An 18,394-nucleotide genomic window follows, 5' to 3' on the forward strand; every position below is an offset into this window, starting at 1 on the left:
AATAATAAAAAAACAGACCACCGAAAAAAATACGGCGGTCTGTTTTTTTTACTTAATGAATGTTATGTATAATATCAAAATCCGGTAATTACTCGATTACGTGGATCCATCCCTTCGGTGCTTCGATGCGTCCCATCTGGATACCGGTCAGTGTGTCGTACAGCTTCTGGATGACCGGACCCATCTTCTCCATTCCGCTTGGGAAGCAGATTTCCTTGCCGTGATCATTGATCTTTCCGACAGGAGAGATAACTGCAGCAGTACCGCAAAGACCACACTCTGCAAAATCTTTAACCTCATCGAAGTAGACCTCACGCTCTTCAGCTTCCAGTCCAAGGTATTCCTTTGCAACGTAGATCAGAGAACGACGTGTGATGGAAGGAAGGATGCTGTCAGACTTCGGTGTTACAACCTTGCCGTCTTTAGTAACGAAGATGAAGTTTGCTCCGCCTGTCTCCTCAACTTTTGTACGAGTCTTGGGATCAAGGTACATGTTCTCATCAAAGCCCTGTTTGTGAGCATCTACGATAGCATGAAGGCTCATTGCGTAGTTCAGGCCAGCCTTGATGTTACCGGTTCCGCAAGGTGCGGCACGGTCATAGTCGCTGACACGGATCGTGATCGGTTTGGCGCCGCCTTTAAAGTACGGACCAACCGGTGTTGTAAGGATACGGAACTGATATTCGTCAGCCGGTTTAACACCGATCACGGCGTTGGAACCAAACATGTACGGGCGAAGATAAAGTGTTGCGCCGGAACCATATGGCGGAACCCATGCAGCATTTGCCTTAACAACCTGCTCAACAGCGTCGATAAATCTTTCCTTCGGGAATACTGGCATTTCAAGTCTTGCTGCAGATGCAGCCATACGCTCTGCGTTCAGGTCAGGACGGAAAGTAACGATATGTCCGTCTTCTGTTGTGTATGCCTTCAGACCCTCGAATACACTCTGAGAATACTGAAGCACACCAGCACACTCGTTGAGTACGATATTAGGGTCTGTGCTTAAAGTACCCTCATCCCATTTTCCATCTTTAAAATTAGACACATATCTGTAGTCGGTTGGCATGTAAGCGAATCCGATGCTGGACCAGTCGATGTTCTTTTTTTCCATAACGATTCCTCCGTTTACAATTTTTACTTTTTACCATTGTAAAACTTTTACGTGATGACTTCAATAGTTTTTTGTTCCTTTTTTTCATTTGCTTGTAATTTTAATATGATTTCGATATAATAAAAATTATCTATGGACTGGAGGGAAAAATGGACAATCACGAATTTGAAGACCTTGGAAAAAAGATGCAGGATATTGTAGATAATGCAGTGAATTCAAACAGCTATCACGAATTAAGCCATACGATCAACCAGACAGTAAATAAGGCCATTGATTCCGGAAGCGAAGCGCTGAAAAATGCGCTGAATTCCGTGTTTGATCCGGGTGCTGATCCGGAATTCCGTAAGAAAAGCTATACATACCAGAGCCCTTATTACGGAAGAAGCAGAAAAGCAAAGCAGCAGGCTGCAAGGAAACAGTCGGAACTGCTCTACGGAAAGACTACCGGTGAGAATCTCAAAGGCATGATGATGGCAGTTTCCGGTGGGATACTTTTAAGTGGCATGGGGCTTGGAGCCATGGTGCTTCTGATCTGGATGGGCATTGGACACAGCGGTGCGCTTGCAGCAGGTGTGCTTGGAGTGATGTGTGCAGGCGCAGCAGGTGGCGGTGCTCTTTTGGGAGCAGGAACAAGCCGTCTCGGAAGACTGGGACGTTTCCAGAAATATATCCGTGCGCTGGGAGACCACACCTACTGTAATTTTCAGAAGCTTGCCCAGGCAGCAGGAAAGAACGAGAAATTTGTAAAAAAAGATATCAGCAGAATGATCCAGAAGGGCTGGTTTCTGGAAGGCCATGTGGATGAGCAGGGAACCTGTCTAATCACCAGTAATGAAACCTATCAGCAGTATCTGGAAACACAGAAGCAGCTGGAGCTTCGTAAACAGGAAGCAGATCCTAAGGTTCAGCTGGAGGAGAATATGAGTCCGGAAGCCCAGGAAGTCCTGAGAAAAGGAAATGAATTTCTTGTAAAGATCCGTGAGAGCAATGACGCCATTCCCGGGGAAGAAATTTCCGCAAAGATTTCCAGGATGGAAATGATCGTTCAGAAAATTTTTGAGCGTGCAGGAGAGCATCCGGAGGTGATTCCGGATCTTAAGAAAATGATGGATTACTATCTGCCCATGACTGTGAAGCTTCTGGATGCTTATGAGGATATGGATGGACAGCCTGTACAGGGCGAGAATATCACGGCTTCCAAGAAAGAAATTGAAGAAACCATTGATACACTGAATATTGCTTTTGAGAAACTTCTGGATTCCATATTCCGGGATACCGCATGGGATGTATCCACCGATATTTCTGTGCTGCATACAGTTCTGGCACAGGAGGGACTGACAGAGGATGATTTCGAAAAAATGAAACAGAATGCGGAAATGAAATAAGTACAACGAGCAGATCAGAAGCTGGAATACAGACATCTGCCGGAAGGTACAGCTGATCAAGGAGAATGCTTATGGGAGAAGAATTTAAAGACTTTGAGGTAGAAGCACCGGTGCTGACTTTGGAACCGGATCTCACGGAAGAAAAAGAAGAAATTGCAAAAAAAGAACCGGAGAAACCCCAGGAGCCTGCAGTAGAGGAACCGGTGTTATCTCCACAGGAACAGAAAATCGTAGAAGATTTTGCAGCAAAGATCGATATTGAAAATACAAACCAGATCCTGCAGTACGGAGCCGGCACTCAGAAGAAGATGGCAGATTTTTCTGATGCAGCGCTGGTAAATGTGAAGACACAGGATCTTGGGGAGGCAGGAGAGCTTCTTGCAAATGTGGTAGGAGAATTGAAGGATTTTGATGCCACAGAGGAAAAGGGATTTTTCGGCTTTTTCAAAAAACAGACAGCGAAGGTGGAAACTCTGAAAAACCGTTACACAAAGGCCGAGGGAAATGTGACGAAGATCACGGAAGCTCTGGAGCAGCACCAGATGCGTCTGATGAAAGATTCTGCCGTGCTGGATAAAATGTATGAGCAGAACCTTGCATACTTTAAAGAACTTTCCATGTACATTCTTGCAGGTAAAAAGAAGCTTAGGGAAGTCAGAGAAGGCAAGCTCAACGAATTGCATCAGAAGGCAGCGGCAAGCGGACTTCCGGAAGATGCACAGGCTGCCAATGATCTGGAAAGCAAATGTGACCGCTTTGAGAAAAAGCTTCATGATCTGGAGCTTACCAGAACCATTTCTATGCAGACTGCACCGCAGATCCGCATGATCCAGAACAATGATACGACGATGATCGAGAAGATCCAGACAACCATTGTAAATACCATTCCTCTCTGGAAAAGCCAGATGGTGCTGGCTCTAGGGATCGCGCACTCCACAGAAGCCGCACAGGCACAACGGCAGGTTACGGATTTTACCAATGAACTTCTGAAGAAAAATGCGGAAACGCTTCACCTGGCATCTGTGGAAACTGCAAAGGAATCCCAGCGTGGTATTGTAGATATTGAAACTCTGAAAAAAACCAATCAGGAACTGATCCAGACACTGGATGATGTGATGAAGATCCAGCAGGAAGGCCGTGAAAAACGTCAGGCAGCAGAGGCAGATATGAGACGTATGGAAAACGAACTGAAAACAAAGCTGCTGGAGATCCGACGTTAGGAGTAAGAGTAAAAAGATAGTTCGGAAAGGAAAGGCAGGGCGTTTGAAGACACCTGCCTTTCAGGATTCATAAAGGAGATTTTTATGTACAGAGATCATACAAAAGTAATAAAAATTGGAAATCGTGTTATCGGAGGAGGAAATCCGATCCTTATCCAGTCCATGACCAATACGAAAACTGAAGATGTAGAAGCAACGGTTGCGCAGATCCTTTCACTGGAAAAAGCAGGCTGTGATATTATCCGCTGCGCAGTTCCTACTATGGAAGCTGCGAAGGCTTTATCCCAGATCAAAAAACAGATCCATATTCCGCTGGTTGCGGACATCCATTTTGATTATCGCCTTGCCATTGCAGCCATGGAGAACGGTGCGGACAAGATCCGTATCAATCCGGGAAATATCGGTTCCAAAGAGAGGATCCAGGCAGTTGTGGATACAGCAAAGGAACGGAATATCCCTATTCGTGTAGGAGTAAACAGCGGTTCCCTTGAAAAAGAACTGGTAGAAAAATATCACGGTGTTACAGCCGAAGGACTTGTGGAGAGTGCTCTTGATAAGGTGCACATCATTGAAGAGATGGGATATGACAATCTTGTGATCAGCATCAAATCTTCTGATGTTCTCATGTGCGCCAGAGCCCATGAACTGATTGCAGAAAAAACACAGTATCCTCTTCATGTGGGAATTACAGAAGCAGGAACTCTGTATTCGGGAAATATCAAATCAGCTATCGGACTTGGGATCATCCTGTATCAGGGAATCGGAGATACCATCCGTGTTTCTCTGACAGGCGCGCCGCTGGAAGAAGTGAAATCAGCCAAAAGGATCCTGAAAACGCTGGGACTTCGCAAAGGAGGCGTGGAGGTTGTTTCCTGTCCGACCTGCGGAAGAACAAAAATCGATCTGATCGGCCTTGCAAACCAGGTAGAGACCATGGTACAGGATATTCCTCTTGATATCAAGGTTGCGGTTATGGGCTGTGTGGTAAACGGACCGGGAGAGGCAAAGGAAGCAGATCTCGGAATTGCAGGAGGCGATGGTGTTGGTCTTCTGATCCGGCATGGAGAGGTTGTAAAAAAAGTACCGGAAACGGATCTTCTGGATACACTTCGTCAGGAACTTCTTACCTGGAATGAGCAGGAGTCATAATGGAGAAAGATTTTTTTGATGTATTTCCGCATCTTAAAGTGAAGAAAGAGCTGGAAGAACTTCTGGACATGGTATTTGTGACAAAGGTTTCCATGAACCCCGGAAGAACTCATCTGAGGGTTTATATCGAAAGCAGCCGCTGGATACACAAGAAGAATATTTTTGCGCTGGAGGATGAGATCGAACGGCAGTGCTTTCCGGGGATTCCCATGACTGTAACAGTTGTGGAAAAATTTCATCTTTCCGAGCAGTATACACCGGAGAACTTTCTGGAAAGCTACCGTTCCAGTATGGAGATGGAGCTGCGCAACTATAACATGCTGGAGTACAATCTGTTCCGTAGATCAAAAATCATTTTTACAGGAAAAGATACCTTGCGTATGGAGCTTCCGGATACGGTTATTTCCAGACAGAAAAGCGAAATACTTGTTGAATATTTTCATAAGGTTTTCTGTGAACGCTGCGGTATGGATCTGAAAGTGGAACTGGATTTTGTGGAAGTGAAAGAGAGTAAATACCGGAAAAATGCTGCACTTCAGATCAAACAGGAAGTGGAAAATGTCCTGAAGCATGCCAAACTCAGCGGGGATCAGGAAAGCGAACCGAAGCAGGAGGATACAGCCAGGGAAGAGACAAAGAAAACCTCTGGAGATAAGAGCGGCGAAAAGACAAACGAGAAGAAATCCGTTGACAAAAAACAGCAGAAGGTTCAGAAGGGGGATTTCCGCGGCAGCTTCGGATTCCGCAGGGACAGCAATCCGGATGTGGTTTACGGCAGAGATTTTGATGGAGAAACGATTCCGCTGGAGAGCATTACCGGTGAGATGGGTGAGGTTATCATCCGATGTCAGGTTATGGATGTGGAAGCTCGTGAGATCCGAAATGAGAAAACGATCCTGATCTTCCCTGTGACCGATTTTACGGACAGTATTGTTGTGAAGATGTTTCTGCGTAACGAGCAGGTTCCGGAAGTGACGGAAAGTGTAAAAAAAGGCGCATTCCTGAAGCTGAAGGGAGTTACCACCATTGACCGTTTTGACAGTGAGCTTACTATTGGAAATATTACAGGTATCAAGAAAATCGCCAATTTTACCAGCACAAGAATGGATACCAGTCCTCAGAAGCGTGTGGAGCTTCACTGTCACACCAAGATGAGCGATATGGATGGTGTCAGCGATGCAAAGGCATTGGTAAAACGTGCCTATGAGTGGGGACATAAGGCTATCGCTATCACGGATCATGGCGTGGTGCAGTCCTTCCCGGAGGCAAATCACTGCTTTGATGCCTGGGGCGGTTGTGTTCCAAAGGAGTCTGATTTTAAGGTGCTCTATGGAATGGAAGCGTATCTGGTAGACGATCTGAAGGGTATGGTCACCAATTCCAAAGGGCAGCGGCTGGATGGAGATTTTGTTGTTTTTGATATTGAGACTACGGGATTCTCAGCACTAACCTGCAGGATCATTGAGATTGGCGCGGTAAAAGTGGAAAAAGGACAGATCACAGATCGTTTTTCCACCTTTATAAACCCGGAAGTGCCCATTCCGTTCCGTATTGAGCAGCTGACAAGCATCAATGATTCCATGGTCCTGGATGCACCTGTGATAGAGGAAGTACTGCCGAAATTCCTGGAATTCTGTGAGGGCTGCGTAATGGTGGCCCATAATGCGGACTTTGATATGAGCTTTATTATTGAAAACTGTAAACGGCAGGGGATTTCGGATGATTTTACTTATGTGGATACCGTTGGTATGGCTAGATTCCTTCTTCCTGCCCTGAACCGTTTTAAACTGGACACGGTAGCCAAGGCAGTAGGTGTTTCTCTTGATCATCACCACAGAGCTGTGGATGATGCGGCATGTACCGCAGAGATTTTTGTGCGGTTTGTAAAGATGCTGGAAGAAAGAGATATTTTTGATGTGGATGAGATGAACAGGCAGGGTGCGGTTTCACCGGATACCATCCGAAAGCTGCCCACATACCATGCTATTGTTTTTGCAAGAAATGAGACCGGAAGGATCAATCTGTACAAGCTGGTAAGCCAGTCCCATTTAAAGTACTATCACAGAAGACCAAGGGTTCCCAAAAGTGTGCTGGAAAAATACAGGGAAGGCCTTCTGGTGGGAAGTGCCTGCGAGGCAGGAGAGCTTTATCAGGCACTTCTTCGCAATGCACCGGATCAGGAGATCGCCAGACTGGTAAATTTTTATGACTATCTGGAAATCCAGCCTCTTGGGAACAATGCGTTTATGCTTGCGGATGAAAAACATGATATGATCAATTCAGAGGAAGACTTAAAAGAGATAAACCGGAAGATCGTAAAACTTGGAGAACAGTTCAAAAAACCGGTGGTTGCCACCTGTGATGTGCATTTTATGGATCCTCAGGACGAGGTTTACCGACGGATCATCATGGCAGGAAACGGATTTTCTGATGCAGATAACCAGGCCCCGCTTTATCTTCGTACAACGGAGGAAATGCTGGAGGAATTTTCCTATCTGGGAAGTGAAAAGGCGGAAGAGGTGGTGATCACCAATACCAATAAGATCGCGGATATGATCGAGAAGATATCACCGATTCATCCGGATAAATTTCCACCGGTCATTGAGAACTCCGAGCAGGATCTTAAGAATATCTGTTTCACGAAGGCCCACGAAATGTACGGAGATCCGTTGCCGAAGATCGTGGAGGACCGCCTGGACAGGGAGCTGAATTCTATTATCTCCAATGGTTATGCGGTAATGTATATCATTGCACAGAAGCTTGTGTGGAAGTCCAATGAGGACGGCTATCTGGTTGGATCCCGTGGTTCTGTAGGTTCTTCTCTGGCAGCGACCATGTCCGGTATCACGGAGGTAAACCCTCTGCCGCCTCATTATCTCTGTCCGAATCCGGACTGTAAATACAGTGATTTTGATTCCCCTGAGGTGAAAAAATACGCGGGTATGGCAGGATGTGATATGCCGGATAAGATCTGTCCGAAATGCGGTGCCAGGATGAACAAGGAAGGCTTTGATATTCCTTTTGAGACATTCCTTGGTTTTAAAGGTGATAAGGAGCCGGATATCGACCTGAACTTTTCCGGTGAATATCAGGCCAATGCCCACCGGTATACGGAGGTTATCTTCGGAAAAGGGCAGACCTTTAAGGCGGGAACCATTGGTACCCTTGCGGAAAAAACCGCATTTGGTTATGTGAAGAACTATTATGAGGAACGGGGGCAGCACAAGCGTTACTGTGAGATCAACCGTATCGTGAAGGGCTGTACCGGTGTCCGCCGTACCACTGGCCAGCATCCGGGAGGTATCATCGTACTGCCTATGGGTGAGGAGATTGAGAAATTTACACCTGTGCAGCACCCGGCCAATGATGTGAACAGTGATATCATCACCACACATTTTGATTACCATTCCATTGACGGAAATCTTCTGAAGCTTGATATACTTGGACACGATGATCCGACCATGATCCGTATGCTGGAGGATCTGACCGGCATCAGTGCAAGAACAGTTCCGCTGGACCAGAGAGATGTCATGTCCCTGTTTGCGGGAACGCAGGCTCTGGGGATCAGTCCGGAGGATATCGGCGGCTGCAGGCTGGGATGCCTCGGGATCCCGGAGTTTGGTACAGACTTTGCCATGCAGATGTTGATCGATACCAAGCCGAAATATTTTTCCGACCTGGTACGTATTGCTGGACTTTCCCACGGCACGGATGTATGGCTTGGAAATGCCCAGGTATTGATCCAGAATGGTACAGCTACCATTTCCACAGCAATCTGTACGCGAGATGATATTATGATCTATCTCATCGGAAAAGGAGTGGAAAGTGGTCTGGCGTTTACCATCATGGAGAGTGTCCGTAAGGGAAAGGGTCTTCGTGAGGAATGGATCCAGACTATGAAAGAGCATGATGTTCCGGACTGGTATATCTGGTCCTGTAAGCTGATCAAGTACATGTTCCCGAAAGCCCATGCGGCAGCCTATGTTATGATGGCGTATCGTATCGCCTGGTATAAAGTGTTTCATCCACTGGCTTATTATGCAGCATTTTTCAGTATCCGTGCCACTTCCTTTTCCTATGAACTGATGTGCATGGGAAAAGAACGTCTGGAATATTATATGGCGGAGATCCGGAAAAAAGGTGATGAGGCATCCAAGAAGGAACAGGATACACTGAAGGATATGAGGATCGTACAGGAAATGTACGCCAGAGGTTTTGATTTTGTGCCGATCGATCTTTATAAGGCAAAGGCACACCGGTTCCAGATCATCGGAGATAAACTGATGCCTGCTCTGGATACCATAGAGGGTCTTGGAGATAAGGCAGCAGAGGCAGTTGTGGATGCTGCCGCAAAAGGCAGATTCCTTTCCAAGGATGATTTCCGTGATCGTACCAAGGTCAGCAAGACCGTTATCGATCTGATGGATGATATGGATCTTTTTGGAGATATCCCGCAGTCCAATCAGATGTCACTGTTTGATTTTACGGGTTGATATATGATACCGGAAGGGCTTACAATAAATAAAAAATACTGCCGTTTATCCTGAAGGCTGATCTGGCAGTGAGAACTCCCAGGAGGATACCAGATACTATGAAAAAAGAAGAATTAAGATACCTGCAGCGACTTGCGGAGCTATATCCTACTATAGCAAAGGCTTCAACAGAGATCATCAATCTGCAGTCTATATTAAACCTTCCGAAAGGTACCGAGCATTTCATGTCGGACATTCATGGAGAATACGATGCGTTTTCCCATGTTCTTCGGAATGGATCAGGGGCTGTACGAAAAAAGATCGATGATGTATTCGGACATACCTTAAGCAACAGCGACAAACGTTCTCTTGCCACACTGATCTATTATCCGAAGGAAAAGATGGAGGTTGTAAAAAAACAGGAAGAAGACATGGAGAACTGGTACAAGATCACACTTTATCGTCTGATCGAAGTATGCAAGACAACGGCATCCAAATATACCCGTTCCAAGGTCCGTAAGGCACTTCCTGCAGACTATGCATATGTGATCGAGGAGCTGATCACAGAGAAAGCGGAAGTTCTGGACAAAGAAGCATATTACGATGCCATCGTCAATACGATCATTGAGATCGGCCGGGCAGAGAATTTTATCATTGCCCTGGCAGAACTGATCCAGCGTCTTGTTGTGGATCATCTTCATGTGCTGGGAGATATTTATGACAGAGGTCCGGGCCCGCATTTCATCATGGATCGTTTGATGAAATATCATTCGCTGGATATCCAGTGGGGAAATCATGATGTGGTCTGGATGGGAGCTGCTACAGGACAGAAAGCCTGCATTGCAACGGTGATCCGGAACAGCATCCGTTACCGAAATATGGATATTCTTGAGGATGGATATGGGATCAATCTCATGCCCCTGGCAACCTTTGCAATGGAGGCTTATAAGGATGATCCATGTACTGCTTTTGAGATGAAGGGAGATGCCAATAACTATAGTATTCTGGAAGAAGAGCTTGGACGGAAAATGCACAAGGCTATTGCCATTATCCAGTTTAAGCTGGAGGGGCAGCTGATCCGCCGGCACAAAGAATTCCATATGGAAAATCGTTGTTTGCTTCATAGGATCGATCCGAAAAAGGGAATGATCACACTTCCGGACGGAAAAGAATATCCGCTGACCGATACATATTTTCCTACTATTGACTGGAAAAAGCCATATGAACTTACTACAGAGGAAAAGGATGTAATGGAACGCTTGGATTCCGCGTTCCGAAACTGCGAGAAACTGCAGAATCATGTCCGGCTTCTTCTGGACAAGGGAGGCCTTTATAAAACTTATAATGGAAATCTTCTGTTCCATGGAAGTATTCCGCTTAATGAGGATGGAAGTCTGAAAGAAGTCCAGATTTATGGAAAAACCTACAAAGGAAAAGAATTGTACGATGTTCTTGAGACTTATGTGCGCCGGGCGTTTTTCTCTGTAAATGAGGATGAAAAGCGTAAAGGCAGAGATATTATGTGGTATATCTGGGCAGCTCCGAATTCACCGCTGTTCGGAAAAGACAAGATGACCACCTTTGAGCGTTATTTTATTAAAGATAAGGAAACACATAAAGAAACTAAAAATGCCTACTATCATCTTCTGGAAAATGAGGATGTTGTAGATGATCTGCTCCGTGAATTCGAACTGGATCCGGAAAAAGGTCACATCATCAACGGGCATGTGCCGGTTCACCAGAGTGAGGGAGAGAGTCCTGTAAAATGCAATGGCAAAGTTCTTGTGATCGACGGCGGTTTTTCCAGACCATATCAGAAGGTTACGGGGATTGCCGGTTATACACTGGTTTATAATTCCTACGGGCTGATCCTGTCTGCTCATGAGCCTTTTACTTCTGCGGAAGAAGCGGTAGCCAAGGAGCAGGATATTGTTTCCAACAGGGTGGCAGTTCACTACAATAACAAACGTACTCTGGTCGGTGATACCGATACCGGAACTGCTCTGAAGGAAAGGATCAGTGAGCTGATCCAGCTTCTGGAAGTTTACAGAAAAGGTATCATCAAAGAGAAAAAATAAGCAGAATTGAGAAATACAAGAAGGGTTTCCTGTATGCTATAGTAAACAGAGGTAATGCAGATGAGAAAAAACAAAAGAAGAAAAAAACGGCTGAGAGCAGTTCTGATCCTGTTGATCATTCTGTTTATTCTGGCAGGACTGGGAGGGATGCTGTATGTTTCCCACAGGGATAAAGTGGAAAAAGAACAACGAAGAGAGGCCGCATTGGCTGCATTGGACAGTATTCCGGAGGTGACAGCAACTCCGGCAGCAACAGCAACACCGGTTCCGACAGCGACGCCGACACCGTCATTGACACCGGTCCCGACAATCCTTCCGGCATTTGAACCGGAAAATTATCAGGGAATCTGGTACAGCGAAGACGGGCTGACAACGATCGATATTTATGATATCAGTCTGAAATCTGTTTCCTTTACCTATAAGAGAGTGAATGGAAAAGATCCTTCCATGACCGCAGAAGCAGATGTGACTGCAGAGGTAGCAGGAAATGCCACACAGTTCCGTTTTAAGGATTCCGAAGGGAATAAGGCAAAAGGAGAGTTTGTTTTCGATAAAAGTGGTGAGCTTTATGTGAAGGTAAAAACATATGAACGGGGAGATGGATCTCTGACCTATCCGAAAACAGAGTCTATTATGACCCGGCAGGAGCCATCCCTGGAAGTATCCGAAAATTCCGAAGAAGATGCTTCCTATAATGAAAGCAACGAAAGTTCCTATGAACAGGAATCCTACAGCGAAAGCAGTGAAGATTCTTCTGATGAAAATACAGAAGAATATGAGATTCCCTACGGAGAAGAAGAAACCTATTATACAGAATGATCAAAAAAAATAAAACACGGTAAAATAAAGAATCCCCGGATTTTGGCAATCAGGGAATCCCGATACAGGAATTCCCGAAACTGTTCCACATTTCCGGGGATCTCTTTATTTGATCATTTTTTTGCGGTCTGTGCGGCCGACGAGATAATCGATGCTGGTGTCGTAATAATTTGCCAGCCGGATAAGCATTTCGATAGGAATATTACGGGATCCCGTTTCATAATGGGAATAAGAACGCTGACTGATATGAAGAATCTCACTTAATTCTCTCTGGGACAGATCCGCGTCTGTACGTAAATCCTGAATACGCTGAAATTTCATTGTGCTCACCTCTTCTTTCTATTGAAAGTATAAAACAGAACGAAATGCACCCTTGCAAAAGAGAGCAAAATGGACTATACTAAATTTATTATCTTCTAAAATTCAGAAAATGTCTATCTGAAAATTCCCTTGTTTTTAACCAATGCGGATTTCGAATATCCGCCTGACCTGAAAAGACGAAAAGATGGAAGATCGGGATCCGTTTTTTTCGCAGAAAGGAATGTATTTGTTTGCGAGTGTTTTATCAGCAGCGATCTACGGAATGGAAGTACGTGAGATCCAGGTTGAGGCAGATGTCAGTGATGGTCTGCCTTCTTTTGCTATGGTAGGATTTCCCTCTGCCCAGGTGAGAGAGGCCCAGGAAAGAGTCCGGACTGCATTTAAGAACAACCGACTTTGTCTGCCACCAAAAAAAGTAACTGTAAATTTTGCACCTGCCGATATGAAAAAGGAAGGAGCCGGTTTTGACCTGCCTGTGGCGGCTGCAGTACTTGCGGCTGCCGGAATTCTGGAACCGGATCTTCTGGAAGGAGTTATGATCGTAGGAGAGATCAGTCTGAATGGAGAGATCCATGGGGTTGCCGGAGTTTTGCCACGGGTGATCCGCGCAAGAGAGATGGGCTTACGCTTTTGCGTTATTCCGGAGGAAAATATCCGGGAGGGGAATCTGGTGAAGGATATGCCGGTGTTTGGAGTAAAAAGTCTGAATGACATGATCCGATGTCTGAGAGACCCAAACACTTATACAAATGAGTATCAGGAAAAAGAAAAAACAGAAAATAAACCGGAAAAACCAAATGTTGATTTTGCGGACATCTGCGGGCAGGAAGGAGCCCGGCGCGCGGCCGAGATCGCAGTGAGCGGTTTTCATAATATTCTTTTTATCGGACCGCCAGGATCCGGAAAGACCATGCTGGCAAGACGTCTGCCTACTATTATGCCGGAGATGACATTTGAGGAAAGCCTGGAAATCACCAAGGTATACAGTGTGGCAGGACTTCTCACGGAAAAAGATCCGCTGATCCGGCAGAGGCCTTTTCGAAGTCCGCATCATACCAGTTCCCCTCAGGCTCTGGCAGGTGGCGGCAGGATACCGGGACCGGGGGAGATCACTCTTGCACACAGAGGTGTGCTTTTTCTGGATGAGATGCCGGAATTTTCCAGAAAAAGCCTGGAGATCCTGCGTCAGCCGCTGGAAGATAAGGAGATCCATCTGTCCAGAGCTGCCGGAACTTATATTTTTCCGGCCAGTTTTATGCTGGCGGCAGCGATGAATCCCTGTCCCTGCGGATTTTACCCGGATATGAACAGATGTCGCTGTACATCAGGGGAGATCACGCATTATCTTGGAAAGATCAGCCAGCCTCTCCTGGAGCGTATTGATATCTGCACGGAAGTTCCGGCAGTGAGTTTTTCAAAAATGAAAAAGAAAATTGCAGGGGAATCCTCTGCTCAAATAAGAAAGAGGGTGGAAGCAGTACAGGAGATCCAGAGAGAACGTTACAAAAAGGAAAAATTTTGCTTCAATGGGGAGCTTGACGGAAGAAAACTGGAGAAATACTGTGTAATGACGGGAGGGGCAGACAAACTTCTGGAGCAGGCATATGAGCAGTTTCAATTCAGTACCAGAGCATATCATAAGATCCTGAAAACGGCCAGGACCATCGCGGATATGGAATCTTCCGAAAAGATAAAGGAAGAACATATCTGCGAGGCGTTGGCTTACCGGGCATATGACAAGAAATACTGGTCATAAAACAGAAAAAAGGAAGGTATTTTATATGGAAGAAATACAGCAAACAAGGATCCGGTGTGCCCGGAAGGACAGTAGTGTTTATCCGGCAAGACTTAAGGAACTTCCCGGTATGCCAAAACAATTATATTACATTGGAAGCTTTCCGGATGATGCCAAACCTACAGCGGCGATCGTGGGAGCAAGGCTGTGCAGTCCTTACGGACGGATACAGGCCTTTAATTACGGAAAATTCTTAAGCGAACATGGTGTACAGGTGATCAGCGGTATGGCGGCCGGCATTGATGCTGAGGGCCACAAGGGTGCTCTGGAAGGTGGTACCCCGACCTTTGCCGTGCTGGGAAATGGTGTGGACATCTGTTATCCTTCATCCAGCAGAGGTATTTACCGGAGGATCCCCGAAAAAAACGGAGGGATCATCAGCGAATATGAACCAGGTACCAAAGGCAGGGCATATTATTTTCCGGCAAGGAACCGGATCATCAGCGGACTGGCAGATCTGGTGCTTGTGGTGGAAGCAAAAGAAAAGAGCGGATCACTGATCACAGCTGCCTGTGCACTGGAACAGGGGAAGATGGTATACGCCATTCCAGGAGCGGTAAATGATGCGCTGAGCAGAGGCTGTCACAAGCTGATCTACGACGGAGCAGGAATTGCATACTCTCCGGAAATACTTCTGGATGAGTGGGGATTATCTGTGAAAAAAAAGACAAATTTGTCTGAAAAAAGCAAGTTAGGTCTTGCAACGGATTTGGATTTGGTGTATAGTTGTCTCGATTTACGACCAAAAAATCTGGATCATATTATCAGAAAAACCGGTTTTTCACCGGGAAAAACAGCCGGGATCCTGGGACAGCTTATTTTGATGGGGCTTGTGAAGGAAACCGGGAGACAGTATTATATCAGACTTGAATAAATGCTTTTTTGCCCGGAGATTTAGCAGGAGTTTTTAAGCCGGACAGGAAGGCAGAATGAGATTAGGAGAGGTAAAATGGCCAAAAATCTGGTGATAGTAGAGTCACCTGCTAAAATGAAGACAGTAAAGAAATTTCTGGGGGCAAATTATACAGTAGAAGCGTCCAACGGTCATGTGAGGGATTTTCCCAAGAGCCAGTTTGGTATTGACGTGGACAATGATTTTGAACCGAAGTATATTACAATACGGGGAAAGGGTGAGCTTCTTGCAAAACTTCGTAAAGAAGCAAAAAAAGCAGATAAGATCTATCTTGCAACTGACCCTGACCGTGAGGGAGAAGCAATTTCCTGGCATCTGATGCAGGCTTTGAAGACAGATACTGCAAAGATGCACAGGATCACATTTAATGAAGTAACAAAAACAGCAGTTAAGGCGTCCATCAAGCAGGCCAGGGAACTGGACATGAATCTGGTAGATGCACAGCAGGCCAGGCGTATGCTGGATCGTATGGTAGGTTATACCATCAGTCCGCTGCTCTGGGCCAAGGTAAAAAGAGGCTTAAGTGCAGGCCGTGTACAGTCTGTGGCACTGCGTATCATCTGTGACAGAGAAGATGAGATCAATGCATTCATTCCTGAAGAATACTGGAGCCTGGAGGGTGAATTTCAGGTAAAGGGTGAGAAGAAACCGTTGACAGCCAAGTTCTATGGAACAGATAAAAAACTTCCGATCAGAAACCGGCAGGAAATGGATGAGATCCTGAAAAGTCTGGAAGACTGTAAATATGAGATCACAGAAGTAAAAAAGGGTGAGAGGATCAAAAACGCTCCCCTTCCGTTTACCACAAGTACTCTGCAGCAGGAAGCTGCCAAGACACTGAATTTTTCTACGCAGAAGACTATGCGCCTGGCACAGCAGTTATATGAAGGTGTGGATGTAAAAGGCAGTGGTACGGTAGGTCTGATCTCCTATCTGCGTACAGATTCTACTCGAATTTCAGAGGAAGCAGATGCAGCAGCAAGAACTTATATTTCTGAGCAGTATGGTTTGGATTATGTTTCTCAGACAGAGAAGGCGATCAAAAACGGACAGAAGATACAGGATGCTCATGAGGCGATCCGTCCTACAGATATTGCGAGGACACCAGTTCAGGTGAAGGAATCCCTGACCAGGGATCAGTTCCGTTTATATCAGCTGATCTGGAGACGTTTTGCGGCGAGCAGAATGGCACCGGCACGTTATGAGACCACGTCTGTCAAGATCGGAGCAGGTGAGTATGTGTTCACGGTTGCAGCATCCAAGGTTGCCTTTGATGGCTTTATGTCTGTGTACACAGAAGAGGGCGATGACAAAAAGGGCAATGTTTTAAGTCAAAGTCTGGAAAAGGGTATGGAGCTGAAGCTGAAAGAACTGAAGCCGGAGCAGCATTTTACACAGCCGCCGGCACATTACACAGAGGCTTCACTTGTAAAGACTATGGAAGAGCTTGGAATCGGACGTCCAAGTACGTATGCGCCGACCATCACAACGATCATCAGCAGACGCTATGTATCCAAGGAACAGAAAAATCTTTACGTCACAGAGCTTGGAGAGGTTGTTAATAATATTATGAAACAGGCTTTTCCAAGTATTGTGGATGTAAACTTTACAGCAACTATGGAGGGACTTTTGGACTGCGTGGAAGCAGGTACCGTACAGTGGAAAACGGTTGTACGTAACTTCTATCCGGATCTGAAGCATGATGTGGATGAGGCTGAGAAAGAGCTTGAGAAAGTTGATATACAGGATGAGGTTACGGATGTGATCTGTGACAACTGTGGCCGCAACATGGTGATCAAGTACGGTCCTCATGGAAGATTTCTTGCATGCCCCGGATTTCCGGACTGTCGTAATACAAAACCATATTATGAGAAGATCGGTGTTGCATGTCCGAAGTGCGGCGGCGAAATTGTCATGAAAAAAACGAAAAAAGGCAGAAAATATTACGGATGTGAGAATAATCCGGAATGTGATTTTATGTCCTGGCAGAAACCTTCTGCAAAGAAATGTCCGAAATGTGGTAATTATATGCTCGAAAAGGGAAATAAGCTGGTTTGCAGCCAGGAAACCTGCGGATATGTGGAACAAAAACCAAAAGATGAAGATTGATTGAATAAATGCTTTTCCACCAATTTTCAGAAAATCCCGTTAAAAATAAAAAAATATAAAAAAGTCTTGTAAATTTCCAGAATAACGTGTAATATTAGACTAGAAAAACGATTTCTTTCAAAGTACGAAAGTGAAAGGAGGAAAAATGAGCGTTCAGTTGCTAGATAAAACTAGAAAAATCAATAAGCTTCTGCATAACAGCAGCTCAAGCAAGGTAGTGTTTAACGACATTTGCCAGGTGCTCATGGAAACCTTAAGTTCCAATATCCTGGTACTCAGTAAGAAAGGTAAGGTTCTGGGAGTCAGTATCTGCCCGGGTGTGGATGAGATCACAGAGCTGATCGATGACAAAATCGGCGGACATATCGACCCATTATTGAATGAGAGATTTCTTGGTGTTCTTTCCACAAAGGAGAATGTCAATCTCCAGACACTTGGCTTTGAGCATGTACCCGGAAATTATCAGGGAATCGTGAATCCGATCGATATTGCAGGTGAGAGACTGGGAACGTTATTCATGTACCGCAATGATCATCCCTATGATATTGAGGATATTATTGTCAGCGAGTATGGTACAACAGTTGTAGGCTTGGAAATGATGCGTGCGGTTCATGACGAGAACGCAGAAGAAGACAGAAAACAGCAGATCGTTAAATCGGCATTCAGTACACTGTCCTTCTCAGAACTTGAGGCGATCATCCATATTTTTGATGAGCTGGATGGGGATGAGGGTATCCTGGTTGCCAGCAAGATCGCTGACCGTGTAGGTATCACCAGATCCGTGATCGTAAATGCACTGCGTAAATTCGAGAGTGCAGGTGTGATCGAATCCCGTTCATCCGGTATGAAGGGAACTTACATTAAAGTTCTTAATGAAGTGATCTTTGATGAGCTTGAGGAGATAAAAGCACAGAGAAGCAAGAAGGCATAATGTGATCAGCACTGTCAGATGCTTGATATAAGATAAAGAACGTGACAAAAGAGACTTCCCGCTAGCGTGGGAGTCTCTTTTTTGTCTG

General features: G+C 45.5%; 12 protein-coding genes. 10 read left to right on the forward strand and 2 right to left on the reverse strand.

Going from position 1 to position 18,394, the window contains the following annotated elements:
* Nucleotides 1-88 precede the first annotated feature (88 nt).
* Entirely contained in the window at nucleotides 89-1,114 is a 1,026-nt protein-coding gene (locus DW694_RS02395) for a branched-chain amino acid aminotransferase (protein WP_059085425.1), read from the reverse strand.
* A gap of 149 nt (nucleotides 1,115-1,263) precedes the next feature.
* Here DW694_RS02395 and DW694_RS02400 point away from each other — a divergent pair, with 149 nt between their 5' ends.
* The 6 genes from DW694_RS02400 (at nucleotide 1,264) to DW694_RS02425 (ending at nucleotide 12,237) form a co-directional block, all read left to right on the forward strand.
* Entirely contained in the window at nucleotides 1,264-2,499 is a 1,236-nt protein-coding gene (locus DW694_RS02400; protein WP_092071403.1) for a 5-bromo-4-chloroindolyl phosphate hydrolysis family protein, read from the forward strand.
* A 71-nt stretch (nucleotides 2,500-2,570) separates the two neighbouring features.
* A complete protein-coding gene (locus DW694_RS02405) occupies nucleotides 2,571-3,719 on the forward strand; it encodes a toxic anion resistance protein (RefSeq protein WP_059085427.1) in 1,149 nt (382 codons plus the stop codon).
* 84 nt (nucleotides 3,720-3,803) lie between these two features.
* Nucleotides 3,804-4,868, forward strand: coding sequence for a flavodoxin-dependent (E)-4-hydroxy-3-methylbut-2-enyl-diphosphate synthase (gene ispG / locus DW694_RS02410; RefSeq protein WP_021651821.1), 1,065 nt, complete (start codon nucleotides 3,804-3,806; stop codon nucleotides 4,866-4,868).
* Entirely contained in the window at nucleotides 4,868-9,361 is a 4,494-nt protein-coding gene (locus tag DW694_RS02415; protein ID WP_118752496.1) for a PolC-type DNA polymerase III, read from the forward strand. The genes ispG and DW694_RS02415 overlap by 1 nt, the downstream gene beginning before the upstream one ends.
* A gap of 98 nt (nucleotides 9,362-9,459) precedes the next feature.
* Complete coding sequence (locus DW694_RS02420) at nucleotides 9,460-11,418, forward strand: fructose-bisphosphatase class III (protein WP_021651819.1); 1,959 nt, start codon at nucleotides 9,460-9,462, stop codon at nucleotides 11,416-11,418.
* Nucleotides 11,419-11,478: 60 nt separating this feature from the next.
* Nucleotides 11,479-12,237, forward strand: coding sequence for a hypothetical protein (locus tag DW694_RS02425; RefSeq protein WP_049947001.1), 759 nt, complete (start codon nucleotides 11,479-11,481; stop codon nucleotides 12,235-12,237).
* A 105-nt stretch (nucleotides 12,238-12,342) separates the two neighbouring features.
* On the opposite strand, the gene DW694_RS02430 is transcribed toward DW694_RS02425, so the two are convergent.
* Entirely contained in the window at nucleotides 12,343-12,558 is a 216-nt protein-coding gene (locus tag DW694_RS02430) for a helix-turn-helix transcriptional regulator (protein ID WP_015524345.1), read from the reverse strand.
* Nucleotides 12,559-12,778: 220 nt separating this feature from the next.
* Here DW694_RS02430 and DW694_RS02435 point away from each other — a divergent pair, with 220 nt between their 5' ends.
* From DW694_RS02435 to codY, 4 genes are all read left to right on the forward strand, one after another.
* Entirely contained in the window at nucleotides 12,779-14,314 is a 1,536-nt protein-coding gene (locus DW694_RS02435) for a YifB family Mg chelatase-like AAA ATPase (RefSeq protein WP_227945533.1), read from the forward strand.
* Nucleotides 14,315-14,339: 25 nt separating this feature from the next.
* A complete protein-coding gene (dprA, locus tag DW694_RS02440) occupies nucleotides 14,340-15,227 on the forward strand; it encodes a DNA-processing protein DprA (protein ID WP_110103465.1) in 888 nt (295 codons plus the stop codon).
* Nucleotides 15,228-15,302: 75 nt separating this feature from the next.
* A complete protein-coding gene (gene topA, locus DW694_RS02445; protein WP_118752497.1) occupies nucleotides 15,303-17,375 on the forward strand; it encodes a type I DNA topoisomerase in 2,073 nt (690 codons plus the stop codon).
* Between the two features lie 145 nt (nucleotides 17,376-17,520).
* A complete protein-coding gene (codY, locus tag DW694_RS02450) occupies nucleotides 17,521-18,306 on the forward strand; it encodes a GTP-sensing pleiotropic transcriptional regulator CodY (RefSeq protein WP_015524350.1) in 786 nt (261 codons plus the stop codon).
* The last annotated feature ends 88 nt before the right edge of the window (nucleotides 18,307-18,394 follow it).

The organism is Ruminococcus sp. AM26-12LB (assembly GCF_003480785.1).
Lineage (GTDB): Bacteria > Bacillota > Clostridia > Lachnospirales > Lachnospiraceae > Blautia_A > Blautia_A fusiformis.